Consider the following 22,813-nt stretch of genomic DNA (forward strand, 5'->3'; position numbering starts at 1 on the left):
AAATACATTTCGCAATTAAATCTTTTTTAAACACCGGCTCTTTTTTGAACGGCTTAACCAATTTTTTACAACTCATCCAAGCTGTTTAATCGTAAAAATAATTAAAAAGTACTGTTATTTAGTTTTTATATAAAACTAATTGATTGCACACAGAAATAAATGTTATAAACCTGTCCCTCAATTGTGTACCTCAAATTGAGATAATCATTATCAAAGGAACGTTATGAATTTAAATACATTTATTTTGGCTTTACCGCTCTTAGGTGTCGCCACGTTTGCAACTGCGCATCCCCAACAAGAACGCACGTTTAAACCGCAGCCTGCTATTGTAGAGCGAGTGCAACATCATGGTGTAAACCAATACAATAATAGCAACGCACCGGTGGCAAAATCACTACAAAAACCGCAACAGCTTCCCCATAAAGCACCACAGCCACACACTAGAACGAAAAGAATGCTCAGCCAAATAATGGCTGTGAGTTGTGATTTAAATGCACTTGCTATGGCAAACACCATTACGATTATTGATGAAGTTAAGCATCAAGGCACTCGCTGTATTAACGAATTGTTCTCGGCTACGGCCCTGCAACCGCAAATTTTTACCGCCGATAATATGATGGCGGTGGCTAATCACGCTAAATCACTTTCACAACAGTACAATGGTGGTGGCGATGAACGAATAGAGGCGGTATTTTTATATTTGCGCGCTGGTTTTTATGCAGAGTTTTATAACAACGCTGTTGATTTTCCTGCCTCAGTAACACCGACAGTCGTAGAGGCAATTGATGCGTTTGTAAACAATCAACACTTTTACGATAACAATGATGATCACGGTAAAACGCTCTCTGAAGTTATAATTACTATGGACAGCGCCGAGCAACAACATCGCTACCTTAGTGTTGTTAAACAATGGCTAACACGTTTTGATACACATTATGCCAGTAGCTGGAATATGCGTAATGCGGTTAATGGTCTTTTCACGTTATTATACCGCGGTCAGTGGAATGATGAATTTACAATGTTAATAGCAAACGATAGCGCCTTGGCGATAACATTAACGGAATTTACGCAAAAACAATGGTTAATTGACTCTGACGGTGAGTTTTTAATTGTGAATGCCGCAAGCGAACTGGCACGTCTTAAAAAATATTCTCAAGCAGCTATTCAACCTGATGTTGACGCAGGCCTAATTGCTATTTTTAATACCTATGAAAGTTTTGGGTATGGCGATGCCGTATGGCTCGCTGCTGCCGATATTGTCAATTATTATTCTAATTGCAGTAAGTTTGGCATTTGTAATTTTGTCGATACACTCACTCAACAAGTGCTTTCGCAGCAGTATAATTGCAGCAGCACCATAAAAATACGCTCACAGGCAATGAGCGCAGATCAACACGCAGCGGCATGTGATGCAATGCAAGCTGAAGAAACGCTCTTTCATAATGAGTTAGCCACAAACCGCATACCTGTAGCCGATGACTTTAACCGTTTTTTATTCGTCAATATTTTTGATAGCAGCAATGACTACAGCAAATATGCGAAAGCCATTTTTGGCATTGATACTAATAACGGGGGTATGTATTTAGAAGGTGATCCAGCTAATACCGATAACCAAGCCAACTTTGTAGCGTATGAAGCAAGCTATGCAAAAGCGGATCATTTTGTTTGGAACTTAGAACACGAGTACGTTCATTATTTAGATGGCCGCTATAACTTGTATAGCAATTTTAATTCGCCAACCGAAGATATTGTATGGTGGTCTGAGGGTGTTGCAGAATACATTGCTAATCAAAGTGACAACCAAGCGGCAATAAATACCATTAAAAACGGACAACGTTTTACCCTAACGCAAATATTTTCCACCAACTATGAAGGTTTTGACCAAGATAGAATTTATCGTTGGGGCTACTTAGCGGTGCGTTTTATGTTTGAACGCCACAAAGAACAACTTAGCACCATGCTCACAGATACACGCCAAGGCAATTGGCTAACATATAAAAATAAAACGCAACAATGGGCGAATGCCTACCAAAGTGAATTTGTGCAATGGTGCGATCAGCTAGTATATGGTACGCCGTTAAATATTGCACCGAGTGCAAACATAAACGGGCCATATTCAAGCTTAGAAAACTTACCGATTAAATTTTCAAGTATGAATAGTTACGATAGTGACGGAAGCATTGTTAGTTATCTATGGCATTTTGGCGACGGCACAAGCAGTACAGTTGCAAATCCAACGCATACATACGCTTTGCCTGGCCAATATAGCGTATCGTTGACCGTCACCGATAACGATGGCGACATTGATATGGCCACAATTATTGCAACCGTAGAGGAAAATACTCAAGGGAATAAACAAACACTTATAAATGGTCAAACGATTACTATTTCTCAAGCGCAAAACGAAAAATTACTTTTTGATTTTGATGTACCCATTGGCGCTAGCGAATTAACGTTCAGCTTAAGTGACGGTACTGGCGATGCCGATTTATACATTAGCTATGGGTCTGAGCCAACATTGTCAGACTATGACTGTCGTCCATATCTTGAGGGAAATAACGAGCAATGTATTTTTAACCCTACCCGTGCTGGACGCTATCACGTTATGGTAAATGGTTATAATAACTATAACAATGTATCGCTCAACGCATCGTATACAGAAGCTCAAAGCACTCTGCCCGATGCTTGTGCAACTTCATCAGGGCAAAGCAATGGCCGTCTCGACGATGGTGACGTTATATGCTTAAGTAACAGCGGCCCTAGATGGTTTGCTATTGCTGATGTAAATAGCCAGTCGGGTATTACAATTACCACAGCTAATGGGTCGGGTAATATTGATTTAAGTTACGCTAACAGTACTTGGCCTAATGGCAGTAACGAAATTGCCCACTCTGTAAATAGTACAAATAATGAGTGTATTTTTATTCGCGATCAAAAACAGTTTTGGGGGTACCTAAAAGTATCTGGAAACAGTGAAGGCGCAAGTTTAGTGGTCGACTTTAATAGTTCGGGTTGCCGATAACCTATGGTGTTGTTTAAGCGAAAAGCCAATGGGCTTTTCGCTTTTTAGGCGTTTAACTCACTAACCTTAAACCTAACATCACAAGCATAACAACATTCACAATCACACCAATTAAAAAGAAATAACTGCGTGGACTTGGGTTTTTCTCAGTGGCAATAGCGTAATACAGTGCCATATGAAGTAAACGTGCAATAACGTAAACCCAAATACAGATTGCGAAAACCGAGCTGTGATAATTAATTACAAAAGCAAATAAAACCGTTCCTATAAATAACGCACTATTTTCTAATGTGTTATGAAAGGTACGATGTGCCCTAAATATAAAACTCTCATGAGATAAGCCTTTATCTATTTTCCCTGGCACTGCATTTGGCTGTTTAGCTTTGCTAAAAGTAGCCACAGCCCATTGAACTAATATCATAATTAAATAGAGGTAAAATGCTAAAAACGCAGAGTGAGCGATATCTGTCATGGTTTTTTCCTTTTCATTGTTATTGGAGTAACTAGTTCAGCAATTATTAAGCCAAATTTAACTTATTGATATAAAACTTACGATATAAGTATGAACCGCTTCAAATCTAAAAACCAATACTAATAGCGTATTTTAAAAATTTTATTTGAGTATTTATTCTAATTATTGTCTTATATAGCTATTGGTAACTGAACGGTAGAATTAACATGACTAATAAAGTAGCTAACTATTTAGCAAGTATTGCTCTTGTGAGCTTTGTATCATCACCGGTGTTGGCAGCTCCCCCACATATAGGGCAAGTTGAAAATTTATCGCAATTGCCCAATTATAAAGACGTAACCACCATTAAACGTAATTTTGCCAAAGAAGTAGCGTTAAATTACAGTGTATTAAATTACGATATTAAACAAACACTCAACCAATACAAACTCACTTTAGATGCTGATCAATTACCTGCTTTGGGAATGCATTCTAAATATAATTCACGCATGGCAAATAGTGCGCTGCAACAACTTAAAGGATTACCAGAAAATACAGGCAATTTGTTACAAGTTCGTTTAGCCAGCGATAAAATGTTAGCGGCTTGGCAACACGGCGAAAGCCCTTTATTTGCATATGCTCCAAAAGGCGATGATAAACAATGGGCCGAGATTGAAGCATTCGATCAATTTGGTGATGTTCATTACCTCAGTGCCGATGAAATGCCGAGTCAACCTGTATTTGTTATTGAGTTAAATCAACAAAAAGTACAAAACGCTGGTATAGCAGTGATGAGAAGTATTTTGTCTGCCGAAAAGTTTAAAAAAGATACATTGAGTTCGTTAAATCAGATGCGTAATGAGCAGCCATTACAAACAAGTGTGTTGAAAAAAATACGCTTAGAAGATGACAAAGAACCTTGGATCTCAGGAAGTGCTGAAGTTTACGCCATTGTAACTGGCATCGACCCTACCAGAGATGAACCAATACTGGATGTCGTTGATTTACCTTATTTAGATCATGACAACATCGATTACACTCCTAACCAAGTGCTAATTCATTGGCAGCGTTATCGTTGGCAGGCCGTTGATTTGCTTTTAATGGAGCAAGATGACAACACCAACTATAAAACCTTAGCAATGAAATTATTAGAAATTTCAGAGCATGTTTTGGCAAGTATTCCTGACATACAAGCGCAGGGATACACCGTTATACCTAAACTGACCAATGAGCTACTTCAAGCTATGCCAGATAAGTGGTTTATAAATAACGACGATTATATAGATGTTTTTTATACACTTTTTGAAAATAAAGACTATATTGATTACAAAGGTGCAAGCAGTAATACCACCATTAGTGTATCGCCTTTGGAAATTAACCCACGTCAGTAAAACAACTAACCACTGTTTGGCACTTTTGTCCAAGCAGTGGTTAACTATTAATCATTATTCCCGCAGTTTAAGTGTAATAGCAACAACGCCATGATCTGTACTTAAGTCGTCACGTTCAAACTCTGGGTTAATTAGGTGCCTATCATAGTTATGATAATCTTTGACTTCAAAAAAGCTGTCATCGTAGCCCGAGTCAAACTCGCAAGATAACAAAATATAATCTAGCACCGAACTACTCGCACCAAAGTAATGCGTTGCTTTACGCACAGGGGGAATCAAGCTATCCGATTGTGAGTGCGTATGCTGTGTTGTTTCAGTAGAGGTTTCAGGCGTTGTATCAGGTATATTTAGTTATAACTTTTGAAATAACTGCCATGCATCGTTCAAACAATATTTAGCAAGATAGCTTTTACAATCATAAGCAGGAGCAAAACGCAGCGTATTCGTTAGTAAATGGCTTAATACACCATCGGCTAAGTCATTATTAAAATCCCCCATTAATATCATTGGTTGTTGCGTAGTTTCACGCCGAGCAATTATTTCAACCATTAATAGCGCAGCTTCACTGCCACGCTGAATAGTTGAGCCCCAGCTACCGGCTACACTTGCTTTTAGTATTTCGATAATGTTTTTTTCAGGTGTGAGATCTTTATTATGCTCATCCACCTCAATCATCGATCGCTTTGATTTAAAGTGCACGACGTAACAGTCGGTATTACCTATATGAGGCAAAGTTAGCGTTGCTCTGAGTACCTTGCGGCTAAATGTAAAATCATTAAGGCCAAGGGTATTTGCAAGCTCGCTATTGTGCTCAACACTCATAACCTCGACAAGAGGATATTTAGAGGCAAGAGCCACCACCGGACGTTTGTAAATAAAGTCGTCAATTACTTCAGGTTCATCAACTACCGCGAAATGACTGTATCCCTGCGCTTTTACTAACTCTTTTAATGATTCAATACTAAATACTTCTTGAAAACCAACCACATCAGGCTGATGCTCAGTTAGGTAATCAACAATCCAGCGCTGCTTTTTAGCCCATTGCACTGCGGTATAAATACGCTCAAACTCATAATAAGCATTGGGTGGCTCAAGGTAATTAAATAAGTTAAATGTGGCTATTTTCAGCGTTGTATTAGTAATATTCAAGTCGTCTACTGTGGCTTTTAAAGGTGTTGTTGTTTGTGATTCATGGTTGTTGATAAGGCTGCCCTAATGAGTATACAAAAATCTAAGCAATTAATGTTTTTAATAATAACGCTATAAATAAACCCTTAAAAGCATTTTTAGTTAAACGATTTTTAATGTTTGTATACATTTCATGCAAACGCACTACCTCCCCTTTAAATTTATATACAAGTTGGTATGCTACGCGGCCTTTTTTAATAAAATTGGTACGAAAGCCAAGGGGCGGCTAACGCTGCAAGGCACTTAATATAAGTGGCAGCAATAATACAGGCATCGCGTTATAAAACGTTAGATGTAACTTTAAATAGCAATATGCAAAAGTACTATTAAGGTCAATTATGCGATTAGGACCAGGACTACTCGTCACCGCTGCCTTCATTGGACCAGGGACAATAACGACCGCCAGCGTGGCGGGTGCAAACTTTGGTTTTGCATTAATATGGACATTACTGTTTTCAGTTATTGCCACCATATTATTACAATCTATGGCGGCGCGCCTTGGTGTAGCCACCGGGCAAGATTTAGCGCAAGCACTCAGAGCTAACATTGAAACCCCCTTATTTAAAACCCTTGCTATTTTCTTAGTGATCAGCGCCATTGGTGTGGGTAGCGCTGCCTACGAAGCTGGTAACTTAAGTGGTGCCAGTATGGGATTAATTGAAATATTCCCTCACGTTAATCCCCAGCTTTGGACACCCTTAATTGCCTTTTTAAGTGCGGTATTACTGTATAGCGGTAAACATAAAGTGGTTGAAAACGCGCTTATTCTACTAGTGATTTTAATGAGCCTAGTGTTTATTTCTACTTTGGTAATGGCGGCACCATCGCTGAGTGAAGTACTAGCGGGATTCATTCCAAGTATGCCTGAGGGTTCAATTACCACCGTATTAGCATTAGTAGGCACAACTATAGTGCCGTATAACTTGTTTTTGCATTCGGGGATATTGGCTGCTCGCCATGACAGCAAAAGTGATAAGGAAAAAATGATTAGAGAGACCAATATCGATACCGGTGTCTCTATCACCCTAGGGGGTATTATTACTCTGGCAATACTATCGACTGCCTCAGTAGCCTTTTATGGCACTGATGCAGGGCAAATTAGCGCTGCAAACATGGCCGTACAGCTTGAACCATTACTTGGCGATGCTGCTCATTACTTTTTTGCTATCGGTTTATTTGCCGCTGGCTTAACCAGTGCCATTACAGCACCACTTGCGGGTGCATATGCCGTATGCGGTATGTTAGGTTGGTCAAATAAAATGGATAACACCCGCTTTAAAAGCGTCGCTATTGTTATTTTATTGTTTGGTGCAGCAGTCGCCTCACTCGGTTTAGACCCTGTTGCGGTAATTATATTTGCCCAAGCGGCTAATGGCTTATTATTGCCCATAGTCACAGCCTACCTTGTTTGGCTAGTTAACCAAAACTCAGTAATGGGTAAATACACTAACTCACTGTTAGTAAACTTACTGATTTTACCGGTGTTAATACTTATTTTTGGCTTAAGTGGTTACAAACTAATAAGCTTAATTTTTTAACAACAATAGTAAATAGATAAACACATAAAAGCCGCTGCTTTGAACAAACAGCGGCTTTTTATTATATCGTGTATAGCTTTTTAAAGCTCGTTACATTCGCCCTTACCGCTATTGGCTTTTATTAGCTTTGCAAAGGTATAACTGCCAATTGCTCCGGCAAGCAACTGCGCATAAAACCCCCAACCTCTCGCACCGGCTATAATGGTAATATTCATAATCGACTCAATCGCTATTAAAGCTGTCGCAAATGCTACAATGCCAGCAGTAACAAATAACTGAGTACCTTGTTTTTGCCGCTTTTTAACAATAAACCATGTGACTAAAAAAGCGATAATCAGGGCAATGGCAATAATAGCGCCATAGGTGGGCAGTAACCCTAACCAGTCCTCAAGGGTTAATTTAACACGATCATTAAAGCCTACCACAACACCCACATTCACTAATTGATTGACAACGTATTGACTATGAAACAAGCTAGCAAATGTAAATGTAAGTAACCAAGAAACTAAAAATGACGGGAGTATACGTGTTAAAAACGACATGGTTATCTCAACTTAAAATCAAACTTTTTCTTTACACTAGCAAAGGCTTGCAGGGTAAACAATCTATAAATTGTATTATGCTATTATCACTTTTAGCGTTTTTTGTTCACGCTCATGCCGCACTACCCAAAGAGCAATACACTATCAATACCTTGGCAACTGGGCTTAATTCACCTTGGAGCATGGTAAAACTCCCAAACGAAATCTGGTTAATCACAGAACGTAATGGCGATATCGTTATCATTAAAAATAACCAACAAACCAGAGTTAAATTAGATTTAGAAGGTTTATACGTGGCAGGCCAAGGTGGTTTGCTCGATGTGGTATTGGCACCTAATTACAATGACTCAAAAGAAATTATTTTCACTTATGCCCAAGGTAATCTTGATGCTAACCGACTGGTAATAGCCAAAGCCACCTTTGATGGGGAAAATTTTTCAAAGCCAAAAGTTGTTTACAAGATCACCACCGATAAGGACACTCCACAGCATTACTCTGGCCGCGCGCTTGTACTGCCCGATAACAGCGTATTATTTTCAAGTGGTGATGGCTTTGACTACCGCGAGCAAGCACAGGTTATAACCAGTCAATTGGGTAAAGTATTACGGATTAACTTAAACGGAACAATACCTACCGACAACCCGTTTATTAACCATAAAAACCTCAACGCACATGCTGTATACTCACTCGGACATCGTAATCTACAAGGTTTGGTTTATGATTACGATACACAGCAAATTGTTAGCCATGAGCACGGCCCCGCGGGTGGCGACGAACTCAATTATTTAACGGCTGGCACCAATTACGGTTGGCCGGTAATCACTAACGGAGATGACTACTCGCAAGCACGTATTTCACCGTTTCGAGACTACCCCGGAATGGCTAAACCAACTGTAGATTGGACGCCTTCAATCGCCCCATCAGGCATGGCGTATTATGGCTCTAAGCATGCAGCCTTCCCTTCTTTGCAACAGCATGTGCTAATCACTACTCTGGTCGATAAAAAGCTCTACAGTGTGAATTTAGCGAATGGTGAGTTCACCCAATCGCATATTTCCCCAGAGGCGTCTGGTCGATTAAGAGATGTGTTTGTTACTACTGAAGGTAATTTAGCGATATTAACCGATGGCAAAGAGGCAAAACTAACACTAATAACACCAATGTAATTAGTGTTATTAGTTTAGTACCATAATTATAACCGTTATTAACATCAAGTGATGTTTGAGTAATGGTACGTATTTAATATTAATCAGTGGTCAATATTAGTTGGCCGCTGCGAACTTGGGCTACCAGATTCGATAAAATCATTCATCCCAATCAGGGTATTGCTTCGGTTTTGTACCACTTTCGAGCACCACTCTAGGATAAAAGATATCAGGCTTTTCACTAAAGCGTTTTTTTCTGCTTTTATTTATTTGAAATAACCAGCTATCACCATAATCAAACATATAATAAAGCTTTTTACCCTTAACTTGTGAGAGTATGCTATCAATTGTTTCTTGGGTTACATTATCATCATTACATACTATATGTTGCGCGCTTCTAGAATAATAAGAGTTACCAATACAAAAATCATACATATGATCGTCATCAAAGCCTACAGCACACAAAATTGTCTGGTGTAATTCATCCAAGCTATAGTCAATAGGGATTTCTAAAACACATTCCCATTCATTATAAGCGTGCATACCATCAAGTAATTTTATCTTTAACGTTTCAATCATACTCAGTCTCCCTGTTATCTTTATTGAACGAATTGCCTATTTAAACGGACGGCTATTTTAATTGAACGAACAAAACTGCGCTACTAAAGTTACTTTTTGTAATGATCTTAAAAATAAAAATAAAAAGGACAGGCATATATTTTTGTTAAAAAATTAAGTACCTCTTACAATGTAATAAACCTCATCTTTGTTTTTACACACGACTCGCCACAGTGTGTTGAGTTTAATTGCTTGAAAAGAGTTTTAGGCAAAACCAAAGAAAGCTAGGTGATTAATATTGTTGAAGAATCTATTTTTTAATTACTGATGTACTAATGCAAAATGCTGCTAACCTGCACCTTTGTACCATTTTACATCGTTGATGGCGGCGTGCTGCTTTAATCGTTGTTTGCTGCCTGCAAAATTTGAATACTGCTGTCTGAAATGTTGAATTGATTCAAATCAACATAGACCATGCAACTAAGCACGGCGGTTTGATTTAATAATGCTTGTGACTACTTTTACCAACTTATGTCATATAACCTTTCTCGCCATTTAGCGATGATCTCATTTAAAAAAAGTAAACTTGCCTCATCTAATCGCTCACCACTTAAATAGCGATCAACTAAAAAATGGGCCATTATAAAGTTGATACCAGCGTTTAATGACTTCATCGTCAGGCCAATCAGGCGCTTTTCGCCGATTGACGTTGACCCGATCTTCCGCACCCATTTTAAGAATAAATCCGCTGATATTTTTCACCCAAGCAATCAATAATGGTTTGATTGCGCGGTTGCATATTCGCCACTATGGGTGGTTTATCTGGTATGTACATGATGATGATATGCTCGAACACCCAGCGTGCCGTGGGGCGTTGGCCCGGCTTGTATTTCATTGTGGGGAAGTAGCAGTTTTTCTCGACCAAGGTTTTGCGAATTTGATGCTCTAACCCCGCGTACACCATTAGGCAGCAAGTCATTACCATGAGTAACGCTTCAATGCGCTCAGGCTTTTTCAGGTAAATAGCGCTCGTAAGGAAGTCGGGACTTTTCAAGAATCGAAAGCCTTTTTCTACATTCTGCTGCGCTTTGTAGCTGCTCAGCAAGTTTGCCATGTCAAGATGGTCGCTAACATCATTGGTGGCAATAATGAACAAACCCAGTTGTTGTAAAGCGGCTTTTCTGGATGCCAGTGGTGTGCATAATGCACCCGTAATCTGGTATTCGATACGCTCAGGAGATTGTCCGAGTTTAGGGCGTCCTGCTCCCTTAAAAATGGCTACTTCAACAACATGTGCATCCACATCACAGACCGCTTGTTTACCTCGCCATTTTATGAGGGCGCTTTGTGCGTCTTTTTCGCAAGCGAAGCGTTGTTGGCACAGTTTTTTAAAGCTTTTGCGGGCAACTTCTCCGGCTTTTAGCATACGCTTGTTCAGGTTATGCTGCTCTCGCTTATACGCCTGCTCACGGCGAATGAGTAGCCATTTTTGTTTCACCCCCCCGTATTCACTGTCATAACTGACGCCTTCATAGCCAGGTGAGATAGGGGTGAAATTCAAGTTAGGCGCTTGCTTAACAAGGGTTTTGGCTTCTTTGAGGGTTTGCGGTACCCGCGTAATGAACAGTTGGCCTTGAGTATGTAAATCTTTAATGGTTTCTTGCACATACAAGGCGGCATCGGCGACCAAGTAGCGGCTGGCTTGCGCGGCTTTTAAACTGCCAATATGCGCTTTTACAATCTGTTTAAAGCCTTCCATGTCATTACTGTTGCCACTGGCAGGCTTCATATAAACCGGTATGCCGGATTGGTTCTCACAGATAAGATTGAGTATCACTTGGTTGAGCTCAGGGCGATGGTCGCGCGAATAACCTTTCGCGATACGGATAGGTTTTGGTTCGTCATCATCAGGCTCGCTTGTCGCCTTGCCATCGTAATGAAAGCTTGTCGAATCAAGATGTAAGGCTTGGGTTTGCAACCCTAATTTCTCTACCACTGCCTCACCCAATTGCTGATACAGCTTCGATACGCCGTATTCATATAAGGTGTCTAAACAGCGACCGAGCGCATCGTCGTTGATGTGCTCAGGTAATACGCCTTCACCAATTAATCTATCAAGCGGCTTGCCTTGAAAATACTCGCTGTACATATGCAGTGTGCGGCCAGTGAAACCTAGGCCGTTTAGCACCATAGCCAACACTAATTGACCACAACTGATGTTGCGCTCAGGCGCCACGCCACCGAGTGCGTTATCAATAATATCGACAAAACCTAGATCGTGACAAAATCCAGCAACTAAGCCGTGGTGTTCGAGTTTTTGGGCATAAGGGATAGACATAAATACGCGCTCTCAAAAGAGAGTAATAGATCAAATATGGGGATCGCCGTCAAGTATTTTTTTAACAGTAACAGTTTGAGTGGTCGATTAACGAACAATTTTAATTCAAGTTTAGGGTGCGAAATAACAGATAGAAGAGTCCTTTAGAGACTTAAAAAACACACGTGATGGCTTGAACTTACGTCATTGTCGTAGCTATGAAAAAGGCCGCTTGAATGTCGCATTATTGATTGCATTAATTGCTAATTTTATCCTTTGGCTAGCAGGTTTAACGGCAAAAATATTGAATGTGCATAGAAGCTTTCAGGCGAATACGATAAAAGATAGAAACGTGCTGTCTTGTTTTAGTTTAGGAACGCAATACTTCGAAAAATTTGGCTATAAAATAAAATTGAAAACGTTTTTAAAAGCACTCAACCAACTAAATAAGGATTGCCGTGAGTGCTTATAGCTTGGATAAAAAATGTGGGGTTCCCACAGGACCTGACCCTGTGTATCTCCAGGCACTCTTTGCTCCAGTAATGTGATGAGCATACTTAAAGCCATGCTCTATTTTAGATATTAATAACTCACGTTCCCTGATGGAAATTTTTCAGCTAATAGAACCAAAGAATTTATCAACCCTTCATGATAAACATTTTTATTTAATAAAATGGAATATGATTTACTATCAGTTACCCATGATAAAGAGGTTTCTGCGTTACCATGTTCATCTTGCTTTACAATAATGATACCAGGATTACCATTGATATGAATATTAATAGCATCTCTGTCCATTATCACGCCACTACTTTCATCTGAAAAACCCCATTCATCAATAACCAAAATACCAAACTCTGGATTTTTTACAATTCGGGTCAGAGAGTCCCAGCCCTTACCTTTAATAAAGTTACCACTAGAGGACTCTAAAACCAAACTCTTTTCACTAGTAATGATCGAGGTTAAGTCTGCCTTTTTGAATGAGTTAACATTTGATATTTTATTTGGAACTATGGCTGATAAAGTTGCTCTATCCGATAAAGCTTGTTTTAAAAGCAGGCTTCTCATTTTAGAAATTTTAAAGTCAGAATCATGCTGAATATATTCAGCAATTAATTTGTTAAAATCCCTAATTTCTGAAGAGTCGACTTCAACATAACCAAAGTTATTCGTACTCTCGATATCATTCAAATAAGACTTACTTTCATTTTTATTAGCTATACTCATTTCCTCTTTTGAAAATGAGTATATGGAAACACCATTGGGTTCATTTATTGATTTCTGGCTCTTTTCATTTAGGAAAGGGTTATTCTCATCTACAATAATTGATGGTTCAGCAAAAGTGAGTCCACTACTAATAAATAAGCCACTAAAAACAATATTTCTTATTGAAGTATTCATTTACTATTCTTCCTTTTAAAATTCACTTAAATTGCAATCAATCGCGTAAGAATTCTTGTAGTGGTAAAGACCTGGTGATTTACCCCACCAATGCTTGCCTCTGACTTCGTATTTTCCGGTTAAGCCTAAAGCACCATGACTATCAGATGCAATGGAGTGCCATTGAACTTCCCAGTTATCTCCTGCAATTATATTATGAGCACTATCTCGATTTTCACCAAATCTTAAATGCCATGAACTAGTTGCTCTAGAGGATTGAGGCCAGCCCCACGTAAGGCTTTCCCAACCAACTTCAGCAATGGGAACATAGCAATTAGAACGACTAAAGGCAGATACAGCAGCTTGAGATGGAACGGCATAAATTCCCACAAGAAAAAGTGGAAGTAAAAATTTTTTATTAAATTTCATTAAAACTCCTTTTAAATTAATCAACCCAAAGCATACATAAAAGTAACTATATAGCAACAAAAAATCAAAATAAGAGAGCGTAAAATAAGCAGTTGAACATTTTTAATATCGATGATATTTTTTAAAAGTCGGTACGGTTTATGTTACTCAACACTTTCATACAATACCGAAAGGATATATATAAAATATAAAAAGGATTACCAATGAAATATAAAACGGTTTACTTCGCATTATTATTATCTACATCAAGCTCATTTGCAGCAGATGTATTAATGAAAGAAAAAGCAATCTTTGTCGACCAGTTCGCTATTACTCCATATACGGAATCATCAAGTAATATAGAAAAAACTAATGTTAAACGTGAAGCTTTAAGTAATATCAACTACTCCTGATGGCAGCCAATATATCAACTTAGCGACAGACGAAGATTTACGTATTTTTAAATCTGCGTTAGATAAAGTGCGTACTTCAGCTTTAACTGAACAAGAAAAGAAAAAGGACAGGCATATATTTTTGTTAAAAAATTAAGTACTTCTCTCAATGTAATAAACCTCATCTTTGTTTTTACACACTACTCGCCACAGTTTATGGAATCCAGTTTGAACAACTTGTTAGTGCTTGATTTTCATATGATACTCATACATATCCTCACAGACAGTTATGAAACCCAATCGTAAATATAGTTGCAATGCAGGATTATCCTTTAACACTGTGAGTGACACGATCTTTGACTCAGCACCATTCAATACTTGCTGAATAATGCCTCGCCCATAACCTTTATTTTGATGGTCAGGGTGTATTTGAATTTGCATTATCTCAACTTCGAGTTCAGTTGACTCGTATTTGAGAGTACCGACTAATGCGTTTTTATAATGCACCAAATACGAACAATGATATTTATCATCAAGCCTAATTTCATGCTCTTTATCAGACAAGAATTGTCCAGATTTTTCTAAATGCTCAACCATAGTTAACTTGCGCAGAGCTAGTAGATAATCGCGATCTGATTTTGTTGCTTGTTGAAACTCAAATCTCATCGGCTTCCTCTAAGGTACTAATAGTGTGACATACGGACTCAAAAGAAAAAAAGGCGAGTCCATATATCACTTTTTAGCTGCCCGTCTCAGGTGATAAAGTTAGTAATGGTAATGACATGAAATTATCGTAATTGCCTGATTATCAACCGCATAAACCACCCTATTTGTGTCATCAATTCGACGTGACCAAAAACCTGATAAGTTTTCTTTTAATGGTTCGGGCTTACCAATACCTTCGAATGCCGAACGCTTTACGTCATTAATGAGCTTGTTGATACGTTTAAGCGTCTTTTTATCTTGGGTTTGCCAATACAAATAATCACCCCAAGCTTCATCAGTCCAGGATAACAAACGCTGACTACTACTCATCTATCAGCTCTCGGGCCGTTGTTTGACCTGCTCGATACTGTGCGATTGAACGATTCAAGTGCTTTGCATTTTCAGGTGAGCGAAGTAGGTGAACAGTTTCCATCAGACTATTGTAATAGTCCAAGGACATCACAACTGCATCTTCTGAGTCTCTGCGCGTAATTACCGTTGTATCAGCATCATTTACCACACCGTCTAATACTGCTTTTAAACCATTTCTAGCTTCTGTAAAAGATACGATTCTCATACAACCTCCACATGTACGTGATATGGAACAAGTATAGCCATTGCAATTATACTTGTACAGTAAGCTGGACGTGATTTGTGGGTAATTTTTTATGGCAGCTATTTTTTAAATTTAACGCGCTAAAGCACGTCTTACATTAAATATTGCGCTGACAGTGGTTACAAAATGAAGATCCATGTGAGCGTAAGATAAATCCTGGCTAAAGCCGCCCGCTAGATGATGCTTGCAAGAATCATAGGCTCAAAACTTAGCTTTCGCTAAATTTACATTATTGAACCTTGTAACTTTTTTCTTATATCTACAATAAAAAAAAGCCGCTGTTCGTTAAAACAGCGGCTTTCTTTCTAAAGCTTATAGCTAAAAACTGACAGCTATTATTTTACATTTTACCAATTACTTCTAAACCACCCATGTATGGGCGAAGTACTTCTGGTACGACTACTGAGCCGTCGGCTTGTTGATAGTTTTCTAGTATAGCAACAAGCGTGCGGCCAACCGCTAAACCCGAGCCGTTTAGGGTGTGTAAAAGCTCTGGTTTTTTAGCGCCTTCACGGCGAAAACGTGCTTGCATACGGCGCGCTTGAAAATCACCCATGTTTGAACATGATGAAATTTCGCGATACGTGTCTTGTGCCGGTAACCATACTTCTAAATCGTATGTTTTTGCTGCGCCAAAGCCCATATCGCCCATACATAAAATTACTTTGCGGTATGGCAGTTCAAGCGCTTGCAGGATTTGCTCAGCATGACCTGTTAGCTCTTCGAGTGCTTGCATTGAATCTTCAGGTTTTACAAGTTGTACAAGCTCTACTTTATCAAACTGGTGCTGACGAATTAAACCGCGTGTATCGCGACCATAGCTGCCTGCTTCACTTCTAAAACAAGGAGTGTGCGCTGTTAAGCGAATAGGTAACTCGCTTTGCTCGTAAATTTCATCACGTGCGCTGTTGGTAAGCGGTACTTCTGCCGTAGGAATAAGGCTAAAGCCTGGTTGTTGCTCGCCATCGTCATTTACAAGGCCTAATGTGTGGAATAAATCGCCCGCAAATTTAGGCAATTGGCTAGTACCATATAGGCTTGCACTATTGACTAAATACGGTACATACATTTCTGTGTAACCGTTTTTGTCTGTGTGGGTGTCTAGCATGAATTGCGTCAGAGCACGGTGCATGCGCGCAATTTGGCCGCGCATTACTGTAAAACGTGCGCCACTGATTTTAACGCCCATTTCAAAGTCTAGGCCGTTTAGGTCTTGCCCTACATCAACGTGATCTTTTACTTCAAAATTGTACTTTTTAGGGGTGCCCCACGTTAAAATTTCTACGTTGTCGTCTTCGTCAGCGCCGACTGGTACGGATTCGTCCGGTAAGTTTGGGATCGCTAAAGCAATTTGCTTAATTGCTTCTAACACTTGGTCTTGCTCAGCTTTAGCAGCGTCTAATTCGCTGCCTAGGTTTGCAACGGCATCAAGCAATGGCTGTGCGTCTTCGCCTTTTGCTTTTGCTTGGCCAATGGCTTTAGCACTGGCATTACGTTGACTTTGAAGCTCTTGCGTTTTTACTTGTAATGTTTTGCGTTTTTCTTCAAGTTCAGTCACTAGTGCCACATCGAGCTCATAACCACGGGCGGCTAAACGTGCGGCAGTTTGTTCGACATCTTGACGTAAATATTTAGAATCTAACATGTTAGTTTTTAACCTTTTTGCATTACTAGCTGAAGGCCCAGCCAAGCCATAAAAATACACACCATCACGTTTAAGATGATATTGAGGGCCATTTTAAAAAAGTGACCTTGTTGTAATAACAACAACGAATCCATTGAGAATGTTGAAAAGGTGGTTAATGCGCCTATAAAGCCAATTCCGATCAGCGTTTTAGCGGGGCTGGCAGCAATTATCTCTTTTTCGATTAGGCCGTATAACACCCCCATCAACAATGAACCCAGAATATTAACTGCCAACGTGCCAAAAGGGAATCCCCTACCGAGGAGTTTTAGCATGGTTTCGCTAATAAAAAACCGTAAACAGGCTCCAGAAGCTCCACCGAGGGCAATCATCATGTAAAGTTTAATCATGCTCATAACGTTTTATTGGGCTTTGTGCGTCGCGCTCTTTTAAATAATCGAGCTTTTGTTTAATTTTTTGCTCAAGTCCACGATCACTTGGCTGGTAATAGTGTTTACTCTGTATTTCTGGTGGTAAATATTTTTCACCGGCAGCAAACGCACCCTCTTCGTTATGCGCATAACGATACTCTGCACCGTAACCTAACTCTTTCATTAAATTGGTGGGCGCATTGCGTAAATGCTCTGGCACTGGGTAGCTTGGCTCGTTTTTAGCATCTTCTTTGGCTTGATTAAACGCCATATACACCGCATTGCTTTTAGGCGCGCTGGCTAAATACAAGGTGGCCTGTGCAATGGCCCGTTCGCCTTCACTTGGGCCAACACGTTGGAATATATCCCACGCGTTTAAAGCGACTTCCATGGCTCGCGGATCGGCGTTGCCAATGTCTTCGGTGGCAATGGCCAGTAAGCGCCTTGCAACATAAAGTGGGTCGCCGCCACCGGCTAAAATACGGCAGTACCAATAAAGCGCGCCATCAGGGGAGCTGCCACGCACTGATTTATGAAACGCCGAGATTAAGTCGTAAAATTCATCGCCGCCTTTATCGTACTTGGCTAAATGGGTCGGTAATACTTGGCTCAGTACTTGTTCATCTACATTAAATTGGCCGTTTTGCTCGGTGGATAAATCGACCGCTTGCTCTAATAAATTAAGCACCTTGCGCGCATCGCCACCACTGGCTTGGCACAGCGCCTGTTTGGCGTTGTTAGCAATCACGATGTGTTTTTGGCTTAGTTGCTCGTCTTGTTTAAGTGCGCGCTCTATTACTGTGTATAAATCGCTTTCCTGCAAAGATTTTAATACATACACCCGTGCGCGAGATAAAATTGCGTTATTTAATGCAAATGACGGGTTTTCAGTGGTTGCACCAACAAATATAAAAGTGCCATCTTCAATGTGGGGTAAAAACGCGTCTTGCTGTGATTTGTTAAAACGGTGTACCTCATCAACAAACATTAAGGTGCGTTGGCCACGGCTTTGTAGGTTATCGCGTGCTTGAATTACGCTATCGCGTATATCTTTTACCCCTGCGGTGACTGCCGACATTTGAATCAGTTCTGCATCGGCGTGGTTGGCAATAATTTGCGCCAGCGTGGTTTTACCTACCCCTGGCGGGCCCCATAAAATTAAACTATGGCAGCGCCCAGCAATAATGGCTTGATGCAGCGGTTTATCCGCACCGAGTAAATGTTGCTGCCCTATGTAATCGTTTAGCGATAAAGGGCGCATACGGGCAGCGAGTGGGCGTACATCGGGCCCAAAGTTAAAACCTAAGTTACTCACCGTTACTCTGATCGTCTATTTCTACGCCCGCTGGCGGGGTAAATTCAAAAGTTGTTTTATCAAGCTCAGTATTAACCTGTGCATTGCTAAATGTAAACGCAGACAGCTGGCCTGAGTTATCTTTAACCACAAGTTTTGCAAGCCCTTGCTCGTTGCTGGCAAAGCTAATATCAAGCTGCTCTACTTGGCTTTCAACCCCCTTATTTGGGGTAATACTAAAGCCTAAATCGGTAGCGAGTACGCTGTATTTTTCCCACTGGGCTGGGTCTTTAGAGGTAAGCAATATAAACGGTGTAGAGTCAATTATACCACTGGTTTTCATAATGGTTACTTGCTCGGCAAAACTGTCAAAGTAATAGGTTTTATCGCCGTTTGATACAAATAATGTGTTTTCTGGCTTTGTTTGCTGCCAGCGGATCATTAATGGCTGTTGCAGCGCAATATTGCCCTCGCCTTGCATTACTGCTTGGCCTTCTCCATCGGTTACCTGTTGCTTAAATTGCGCTTTAAAGCTTTTTAAGGTCGATAACTTATCTTGTAATGCTTGGCTATCATCAGCAAAGCTCGGCATAGCAATTAAACTGCCCAGTACAACGAATACACTTGTTAATTTTTTCATTAATTTGCTCCATTAGGTACTAATACATCGCGTGCGCCGTTGTGACCTGGGGCACTTACGATACCTGATGTTTCCATTTGTTCTACCAGTCGTGCAGCACGATTATAACCTACACGTAGCTTACGCTGCACTGACGATACCGATACTTTTCCAGTTTCAATTACAAAACTGACTGCTTCATCGTATAACGGATCGGATTCTTCATCGCCATTTTCACTCGCTTCCCCTGGTAATAGAATATCTTCGCTGGCATCGCCATTTAAAATTTCATCTATATAATTGGGCTTAGCACGGGCTTTCCAATCATTTACCACCGCATGCACTTCATGGTCGTCTACAAACGCGCCATGTACACGCTCAGGTACGCTAGTGCCTGGTGGTAAATAAAGCATGTCACCCATACCGAGTAAGTTTTCTGCACCTTGTTGGTCAAGTATGGTACGCGAATCTATTTTACTTGATACTTGAAACGCCATACGCGTAGGAATATTCGCTTTAATTAAACCGGTTATTACATCAACCGATGGGCGCTGTGTTGCCAAAATTAAGTGAATACCTGCCGCACGGGCTTTTTGTGCAATACGCGCTATAAGCTCTTCTACTTTTTTACCTACAATCATCATCATGTCGGCAAATTCATCAATCACGACTACTATGCTAGGAAGCTTACCAAGCTCATCGGGTCCCTCTTGCATGCCATCGGTGTCTTTAAACAGTGGATCCATAATCGGGTAACCCGCTTCTTTGGCTTCCAATACTTTTTGGTTGTACCCTTTTAAGTTACGCACACCTAATGCCGACATCAACTTGTAACGACGTTCCATTTCACCTACACACCAACGCAGTGCGTTGGCGGCTTCTTTCATGTCGGTCACCACTTCACAGAGTAAATGCGGAATACCTTCGTACACTGAAAGTTCAAGCATTTTCGGGTCTATCATTATCATGCGTACATCATCAGGGCCCGACTTATATAGTAAGCTTAATATCATGACATTAACGCCTACTGACTTACCTGAGCCCGTTGTACCAGCAACGAGTAAATGTGGCATTTTACCTAGGTCGGCACACACGGGTTGCCCTGCGATATCTTTACCGAGCACCATAGTTAATGGCGATGGATTTTGCTCAAACTTAGGGGCATTAATTACTTCTGATAAACGCACTATTTCACGGTATTTATTCGGCAGCTCGATCCCGATAAAGGTTTTACCCGGAATAACTTCAACCACGCGTACGCTAATTGCTGACAGCGAGCGGGCTAAATCTTTTGAAAGGCCGGTAATTTTAGACACTTTTATACCCGGTGCTAAATCAAGTTCAAACCGCGTTACAACCGGCCCAGGATAAACGCCAACAACGCTAGCTTGCACGTTAAAGTCCAATAGTTTTGTTTCAACTAGGCGCGATACGCTGTCGAGCTCTTCTTGCGAAATGGGATTTTTAGCTTTGTCTGGTCTATCAAGTAAATCCAGCGATGGCAATGGCCCGGGTGGTGGCTCTTGCGTTAATAATTGTTCAAACTTTTGCTTTGCTGTTGGCGGCGGTTGAAATCCCTGTTTTGACTTATTCATCGGCCTTGCGGGGGAGACCACCGTCGTGATTGGTTTTTCAGGTTCAACAACCGGGCTTTGATCAAGCGCATTAAGCGCGGCCTCAGTGTCCATAGGTTCATCATCAATAGCGCTAAAACTAATTTCTTGATCGAGTATTTGGTCAAGCTCGTCAAACGGCATAAACTCATCATCTTGCGGTGCGTTCACTTGGGTGGCGGGTTTATCGAGCGCTTTTGGGGTTGCTACTTTTTTATTGTTAAGCTCTGGTTCTTTCTCGTCAGTATCGTCGTCAAAATACGCATCGCCTTGCTCTTCTTGCAGTTTACCTGCTATACGTTCGCGTTGCAGCCAACCACGAGCATAATTAGCCAAAAAGCGATAGCTCCTAACAATTAAATCACCTAAGTAATCAACAAATTGCACCCAAGACACACCCGTTAACAGGGTTAACCCTGCAAAAAAGAAACACAGCAGTAAAATAGAAGTACCGGTAAAATTAAACGCTGGCATCATCGCCGATGCAATCACATCGCCCACCACCCCACCTGATGAAAAGTTATAAATATCATCGAAATTGATGCTGCTAATCGCGGTGGCTGAGGTAATAAACAGCGCAAAACCAATAATACGTAATCCAAGGGTGGTGTAATCGAGTTGCAAAATACGGTGCGGCTGCTTAAAAACTAAATAACCAAGCAGCTGAATCGCCACTGGCACAAAATAAGCAAGCCAACCAAAGGTAAGCAACAGTATGTCGGCGACCCACGCGCCTGCGGTGCCCGTTATATTTTGTACATTGGTAAATTCACCCGTTTGCGACCAAGCAGGATCAGCGGGATGAAAGCTAATTAACGCACATAAAATAAATACCGCTGCAAAGGTGCTAACGATAAGCCCTGTTTCTAATAGTCTTTGTACACCGTTTAGGCGCATAATTAGCTATCCCTCATTATTATTTTTTACACTCACTTTTACACTTATATCAAGCAGTAGAATACCTTAGCAGGAAATGTATTTTGATGCACTTTATCTTAGCTATGATGGCCTGATTATGAACAGGTTTTTATTTTTTTAATTAAAATAAAACAAAATTTGCTGCAACAATAAAGCATTTTACACAGTGTTGCTCTATCGTTAGGCAACAAAAGGACGGATCACCACGCCCTCCTCACCTTTTACCTCTTCCATTACCACATAGGTACGACTTTCACTTACATTGGGTAGCTTTAATAATATATCACCAAGCACGCCTCGGTATTCTGACATATCATTAACCCGCGTTTTTAATAAAAAATCGAAATTACCCGACACTAAATGGCATTCTATAATTTCTTCATGCTTTCTAACTGCGGCACTAAATTCTTCAAATACGTCAGGTGATGTTTTTGTAATCGTCACTTCAACATACACAGAAAGCCCTTGGCCTAGCTTGGCAGGATCGACCACTGCTTTATAGCCTAAAATATACCCTTCTCGTTCGAGCTTTTTAACTCGCTCCAGACAGGGCGTAGCGCTTAGGCCAACTCGTCGGGCCAGTTCAACATTTGACAAGCGGCCATCGAGTTGTAATTCCACTAAAATTTTGCGATCTATACGGTCTAATAAGTTATGCATA

Annotated in this window: 21 protein-coding genes and 3 pseudogenes; 6 read left to right on the plus strand and 18 right to left on the minus strand. The window is 40.4% G+C overall.

From position 1 onward, the window contains the following. Nucleotides 1-223 precede the first annotated feature (223 nt). Nucleotides 224-3,022: a collagenase gene (locus AC6H44_RS08500; RefSeq protein ID WP_500735060.1), complete on the plus strand. Its 2,799-nt coding sequence runs from the start codon at nt 224-226 to the stop codon at nt 3,020-3,022. Nucleotides 3,023-3,074: 52 nt separating this feature from the next. Here the strand turns inward: AC6H44_RS08500 and AC6H44_RS08505 are convergent, their stop codons facing one another. Then, nucleotides 3,075-3,494, minus strand: a complete 420-nt coding sequence (locus AC6H44_RS08505; protein ID WP_500735061.1) for an MAPEG family protein — start codon at nt 3,492-3,494, stop codon at nt 3,075-3,077. Nucleotides 3,495-3,700: 206 nt separating this feature from the next. Here AC6H44_RS08505 and AC6H44_RS08510 point away from each other — a divergent pair, with 206 nt between their 5' ends. Then, nucleotides 3,701-4,864, plus strand: coding sequence for a DUF3103 family protein (locus AC6H44_RS08510; RefSeq protein ID WP_500735062.1), 1,164 nt, complete (start codon nt 3,701-3,703; stop codon nt 4,862-4,864). 54 nt (nt 4,865-4,918) lie between these two features. On the opposite strand, the pseudogene AC6H44_RS08515 reads toward AC6H44_RS08510, so the two are convergent. After that, nucleotides 4,919-5,134, minus strand: a pseudogene (locus AC6H44_RS08515) (endonuclease/exonuclease/phosphatase family protein); the annotation flags it as partial. 84 nt (nt 5,135-5,218) lie between these two features. Next, nucleotides 5,219-5,986: pseudogene (locus tag AC6H44_RS08520) on the minus strand (endonuclease/exonuclease/phosphatase family protein); the annotation flags it as partial. A 404-nt stretch (nt 5,987-6,390) separates the two neighbouring features. Here AC6H44_RS08520 and AC6H44_RS08525 point away from each other — a divergent pair. Continuing rightward, nucleotides 6,391-7,590, plus strand: a complete 1,200-nt coding sequence (locus AC6H44_RS08525; protein WP_500735063.1) for an Nramp family divalent metal transporter — start codon at nt 6,391-6,393, stop codon at nt 7,588-7,590. A gap of 80 nt (nt 7,591-7,670) precedes the next feature. Here the strand turns inward: AC6H44_RS08525 and AC6H44_RS08530 are convergent, their stop codons facing one another. Then, on the minus strand, nt 7,671-8,132 hold the full coding sequence (locus AC6H44_RS08530) for a hypothetical protein (protein ID WP_500735064.1): 462 nt from the start codon (nt 8,130-8,132) through the stop codon (nt 7,671-7,673). Between AC6H44_RS08530 and AC6H44_RS08535 the strand changes: the two genes are divergently transcribed. Further along, nucleotides 8,117-9,298 (plus strand): PQQ-dependent sugar dehydrogenase, encoded by a 1,182-nt coding sequence (locus AC6H44_RS08535; protein WP_500735065.1) that lies wholly within the window; start codon nt 8,117-8,119, stop codon nt 9,296-9,298. The genes AC6H44_RS08530 and AC6H44_RS08535 overlap by 16 nt on opposite strands. A 138-nt stretch (nt 9,299-9,436) precedes the next feature. On the opposite strand, the gene AC6H44_RS08540 is transcribed toward AC6H44_RS08535, so the two are convergent. The 3 genes from AC6H44_RS08540 to AC6H44_RS08550 form a co-directional block, all read right to left on the minus strand. Further along, on the minus strand, nt 9,437-9,856 hold the full coding sequence (locus AC6H44_RS08540) for an IS1096 element passenger TnpR family protein (RefSeq protein WP_500735066.1): 420 nt from the start codon (nt 9,854-9,856) through the stop codon (nt 9,437-9,439). A 500-nt stretch (nt 9,857-10,356) separates the two neighbouring features. Next, nucleotides 10,357-10,509 carry a hypothetical protein gene (locus tag AC6H44_RS08545; RefSeq protein WP_500735067.1) on the minus strand — a complete coding sequence of 51 codons (153 nt, stop codon included), beginning with the start codon at nt 10,507-10,509 and terminating at the stop codon, nt 10,357-10,359. A 59-nt stretch (nt 10,510-10,568) separates the two neighbouring features. Then, complete coding sequence (locus AC6H44_RS08550) at nt 10,569-12,173, minus strand: IS1634 family transposase (protein WP_500735068.1); 1,605 nt, start codon at nt 12,171-12,173, stop codon at nt 10,569-10,571. Nucleotides 12,174-12,300: 127 nt separating this feature from the next. Between AC6H44_RS08550 and AC6H44_RS08555 the strand changes: the two are divergent. Continuing rightward, a pseudogene (locus AC6H44_RS08555) lies at nt 12,301-12,624 on the plus strand (IS4-like element ISPtu1 family transposase); the annotation flags it as partial. A 110-nt stretch (nt 12,625-12,734) separates the two neighbouring features. Here the strand turns inward: AC6H44_RS08555 and AC6H44_RS08560 are convergent. Both AC6H44_RS08560 and AC6H44_RS08565 read right to left on the minus strand, forming a co-directional pair. Beyond that, nucleotides 12,735-13,553 (minus strand): hypothetical protein, encoded by an 819-nt coding sequence (locus tag AC6H44_RS08560; protein ID WP_500735069.1) that lies wholly within the window; start codon nt 13,551-13,553, stop codon nt 12,735-12,737. 15 nt (nt 13,554-13,568) lie between these two features. Beyond that, nucleotides 13,569-13,961, minus strand: coding sequence for a hypothetical protein (locus AC6H44_RS08565; RefSeq protein WP_500735070.1), 393 nt, complete (start codon nt 13,959-13,961; stop codon nt 13,569-13,571). 203 nt (nt 13,962-14,164) lie between these two features. Here AC6H44_RS08565 and AC6H44_RS08570 point away from each other — a divergent pair, with 203 nt between their 5' ends. Beyond that, complete coding sequence (locus AC6H44_RS08570; RefSeq protein ID WP_500735071.1) at nt 14,165-14,353, plus strand: hypothetical protein; 189 nt, start codon at nt 14,165-14,167, stop codon at nt 14,351-14,353. Nucleotides 14,354-14,572: 219 nt separating this feature from the next. On the opposite strand, the gene AC6H44_RS08575 is transcribed toward AC6H44_RS08570, so the two are convergent. The 9 genes from AC6H44_RS08575 to lrp form a co-directional block, all read right to left on the minus strand. Then, a complete protein-coding gene (locus AC6H44_RS08575) occupies nt 14,573-14,998 on the minus strand; it encodes a GNAT family N-acetyltransferase (protein ID WP_500735072.1) in 426 nt (141 codons plus the stop codon). Between the two features lie 99 nt (nt 14,999-15,097). Next, nucleotides 15,098-15,367 (minus strand): Txe/YoeB family addiction module toxin, encoded by a 270-nt coding sequence (locus AC6H44_RS08580; protein ID WP_500735073.1) that lies wholly within the window; start codon nt 15,365-15,367, stop codon nt 15,098-15,100. After that, complete coding sequence (locus tag AC6H44_RS08585; RefSeq protein WP_500735074.1) at nt 15,360-15,614, minus strand: type II toxin-antitoxin system Phd/YefM family antitoxin; 255 nt, start codon at nt 15,612-15,614, stop codon at nt 15,360-15,362. The genes AC6H44_RS08580 and AC6H44_RS08585 overlap by 8 nt, the downstream gene beginning before the upstream one ends. Before the next feature lie 379 nt (nt 15,615-15,993). Next, entirely contained in the window at nt 15,994-17,298 is a 1,305-nt protein-coding gene (gene serS / locus AC6H44_RS08590; RefSeq protein WP_500735075.1) for a serine--tRNA ligase, read from the minus strand. A gap of 8 nt (nt 17,299-17,306) precedes the next feature. After that, nucleotides 17,307-17,687, minus strand: a complete 381-nt coding sequence (gene crcB, locus AC6H44_RS08595) for a fluoride efflux transporter CrcB (RefSeq protein WP_500735076.1) — start codon at nt 17,685-17,687, stop codon at nt 17,307-17,309. Then, nucleotides 17,680-19,023, minus strand: a complete 1,344-nt coding sequence (locus AC6H44_RS08600; protein ID WP_500735077.1) for a replication-associated recombination protein A — start codon at nt 19,021-19,023, stop codon at nt 17,680-17,682. The genes crcB and AC6H44_RS08600 overlap by 8 nt, the downstream gene beginning before the upstream one ends. Continuing rightward, entirely contained in the window at nt 19,016-19,642 is a 627-nt protein-coding gene (gene lolA, locus AC6H44_RS08605; RefSeq protein ID WP_500735078.1) for an outer membrane lipoprotein periplasmic chaperone LolA, read from the minus strand. The genes AC6H44_RS08600 and lolA overlap by 8 nt, the downstream gene beginning before the upstream one ends. Then, nucleotides 19,642-22,131: a DNA translocase FtsK gene (locus AC6H44_RS08610; RefSeq protein ID WP_500735079.1), complete on the minus strand. Its 2,490-nt coding sequence runs from the start codon at nt 22,129-22,131 to the stop codon at nt 19,642-19,644. Before AC6H44_RS08610 ends, lolA begins: the two co-directional genes overlap by 1 nt. A gap of 201 nt (nt 22,132-22,332) precedes the next feature. After that, on the minus strand, nt 22,333-22,812 hold the full coding sequence (lrp, locus tag AC6H44_RS08615) for a leucine-responsive transcriptional regulator Lrp (RefSeq protein WP_008110073.1): 480 nt from the start codon (nt 22,810-22,812) through the stop codon (nt 22,333-22,335). Nucleotide 22,813: the final 1 nt, after the last annotated feature.

This window comes from Pseudoalteromonas sp. TAP-3C (genome assembly GCF_059888565.1).

Bases quoted from the DNA above. Each gene is read 5' to 3' on its own strand.
- AC6H44_RS08500 (WP_500735060.1), top strand. From the start codon at position 224: ATGAATTTAAATACATTTATTTTGGCTTTACCGCTCTTAGGTGTCGCC.
- lrp (WP_008110073.1), bottom strand. From the start codon at position 22,812: ATGCATAACTTATTAGACCGTATAGATCGCAAAATTTTAGTGGAATTA.
- AC6H44_RS08610 (WP_500735079.1), bottom strand. From the start codon at position 22,131: ATGCGCCTAAACGGTGTACAAAGACTATTAGAAACAGGGCTTATCGTT.
- AC6H44_RS08550 (WP_500735068.1), bottom strand. From the start codon at position 12,173: ATGTCTATCCCTTATGCCCAAAAACTCGAACACCACGGCTTAGTTGCT.
- AC6H44_RS08575 (WP_500735072.1), bottom strand. From the start codon at position 14,998: ATGAGATTTGAGTTTCAACAAGCAACAAAATCAGATCGCGATTATCTA.
- AC6H44_RS08545 (WP_500735067.1), bottom strand. From the start codon at position 10,509: ATGAAGTCATTAAACGCTGGTATCAACTTTATAATGGCCCATTTTTTA.
- AC6H44_RS08570 (WP_500735071.1), top strand. From the start codon at position 14,165: ATGAAATATAAAACGGTTTACTTCGCATTATTATTATCTACATCAAGC.
- AC6H44_RS08565 (WP_500735070.1), bottom strand. From the start codon at position 13,961: ATGAAATTTAATAAAAAATTTTTACTTCCACTTTTTCTTGTGGGAATT.
- AC6H44_RS08585 (WP_500735074.1), bottom strand. From the start codon at position 15,614: ATGAGAATCGTATCTTTTACAGAAGCTAGAAATGGTTTAAAAGCAGTA.
- serS (WP_500735075.1), bottom strand. From the start codon at position 17,298: ATGTTAGATTCTAAATATTTACGTCAAGATGTCGAACAAACTGCCGCA.
- AC6H44_RS08580 (WP_500735073.1), bottom strand. From the start codon at position 15,367: ATGAGTAGTAGTCAGCGTTTGTTATCCTGGACTGATGAAGCTTGGGGT.
- crcB (WP_500735076.1), bottom strand. From the start codon at position 17,687: ATGATTAAACTTTACATGATGATTGCCCTCGGTGGAGCTTCTGGAGCC.
- AC6H44_RS08560 (WP_500735069.1), bottom strand. From the start codon at position 13,553: ATGAATACTTCAATAAGAAATATTGTTTTTAGTGGCTTATTTATTAGT.
- AC6H44_RS08530 (WP_500735064.1), bottom strand. From the start codon at position 8,132: ATGTCGTTTTTAACACGTATACTCCCGTCATTTTTAGTTTCTTGGTTA.
- AC6H44_RS08505 (WP_500735061.1), bottom strand. From the start codon at position 3,494: ATGACAGATATCGCTCACTCTGCGTTTTTAGCATTTTACCTCTATTTA.
- AC6H44_RS08525 (WP_500735063.1), top strand. From the start codon at position 6,391: ATGCGATTAGGACCAGGACTACTCGTCACCGCTGCCTTCATTGGACCA.
- AC6H44_RS08510 (WP_500735062.1), top strand. From the start codon at position 3,701: ATGACTAATAAAGTAGCTAACTATTTAGCAAGTATTGCTCTTGTGAGC.
- AC6H44_RS08540 (WP_500735066.1), bottom strand. From the start codon at position 9,856: ATGATTGAAACGTTAAAGATAAAATTACTTGATGGTATGCACGCTTAT.
- lolA (WP_500735078.1), bottom strand. From the start codon at position 19,642: ATGAAAAAATTAACAAGTGTATTCGTTGTACTGGGCAGTTTAATTGCT.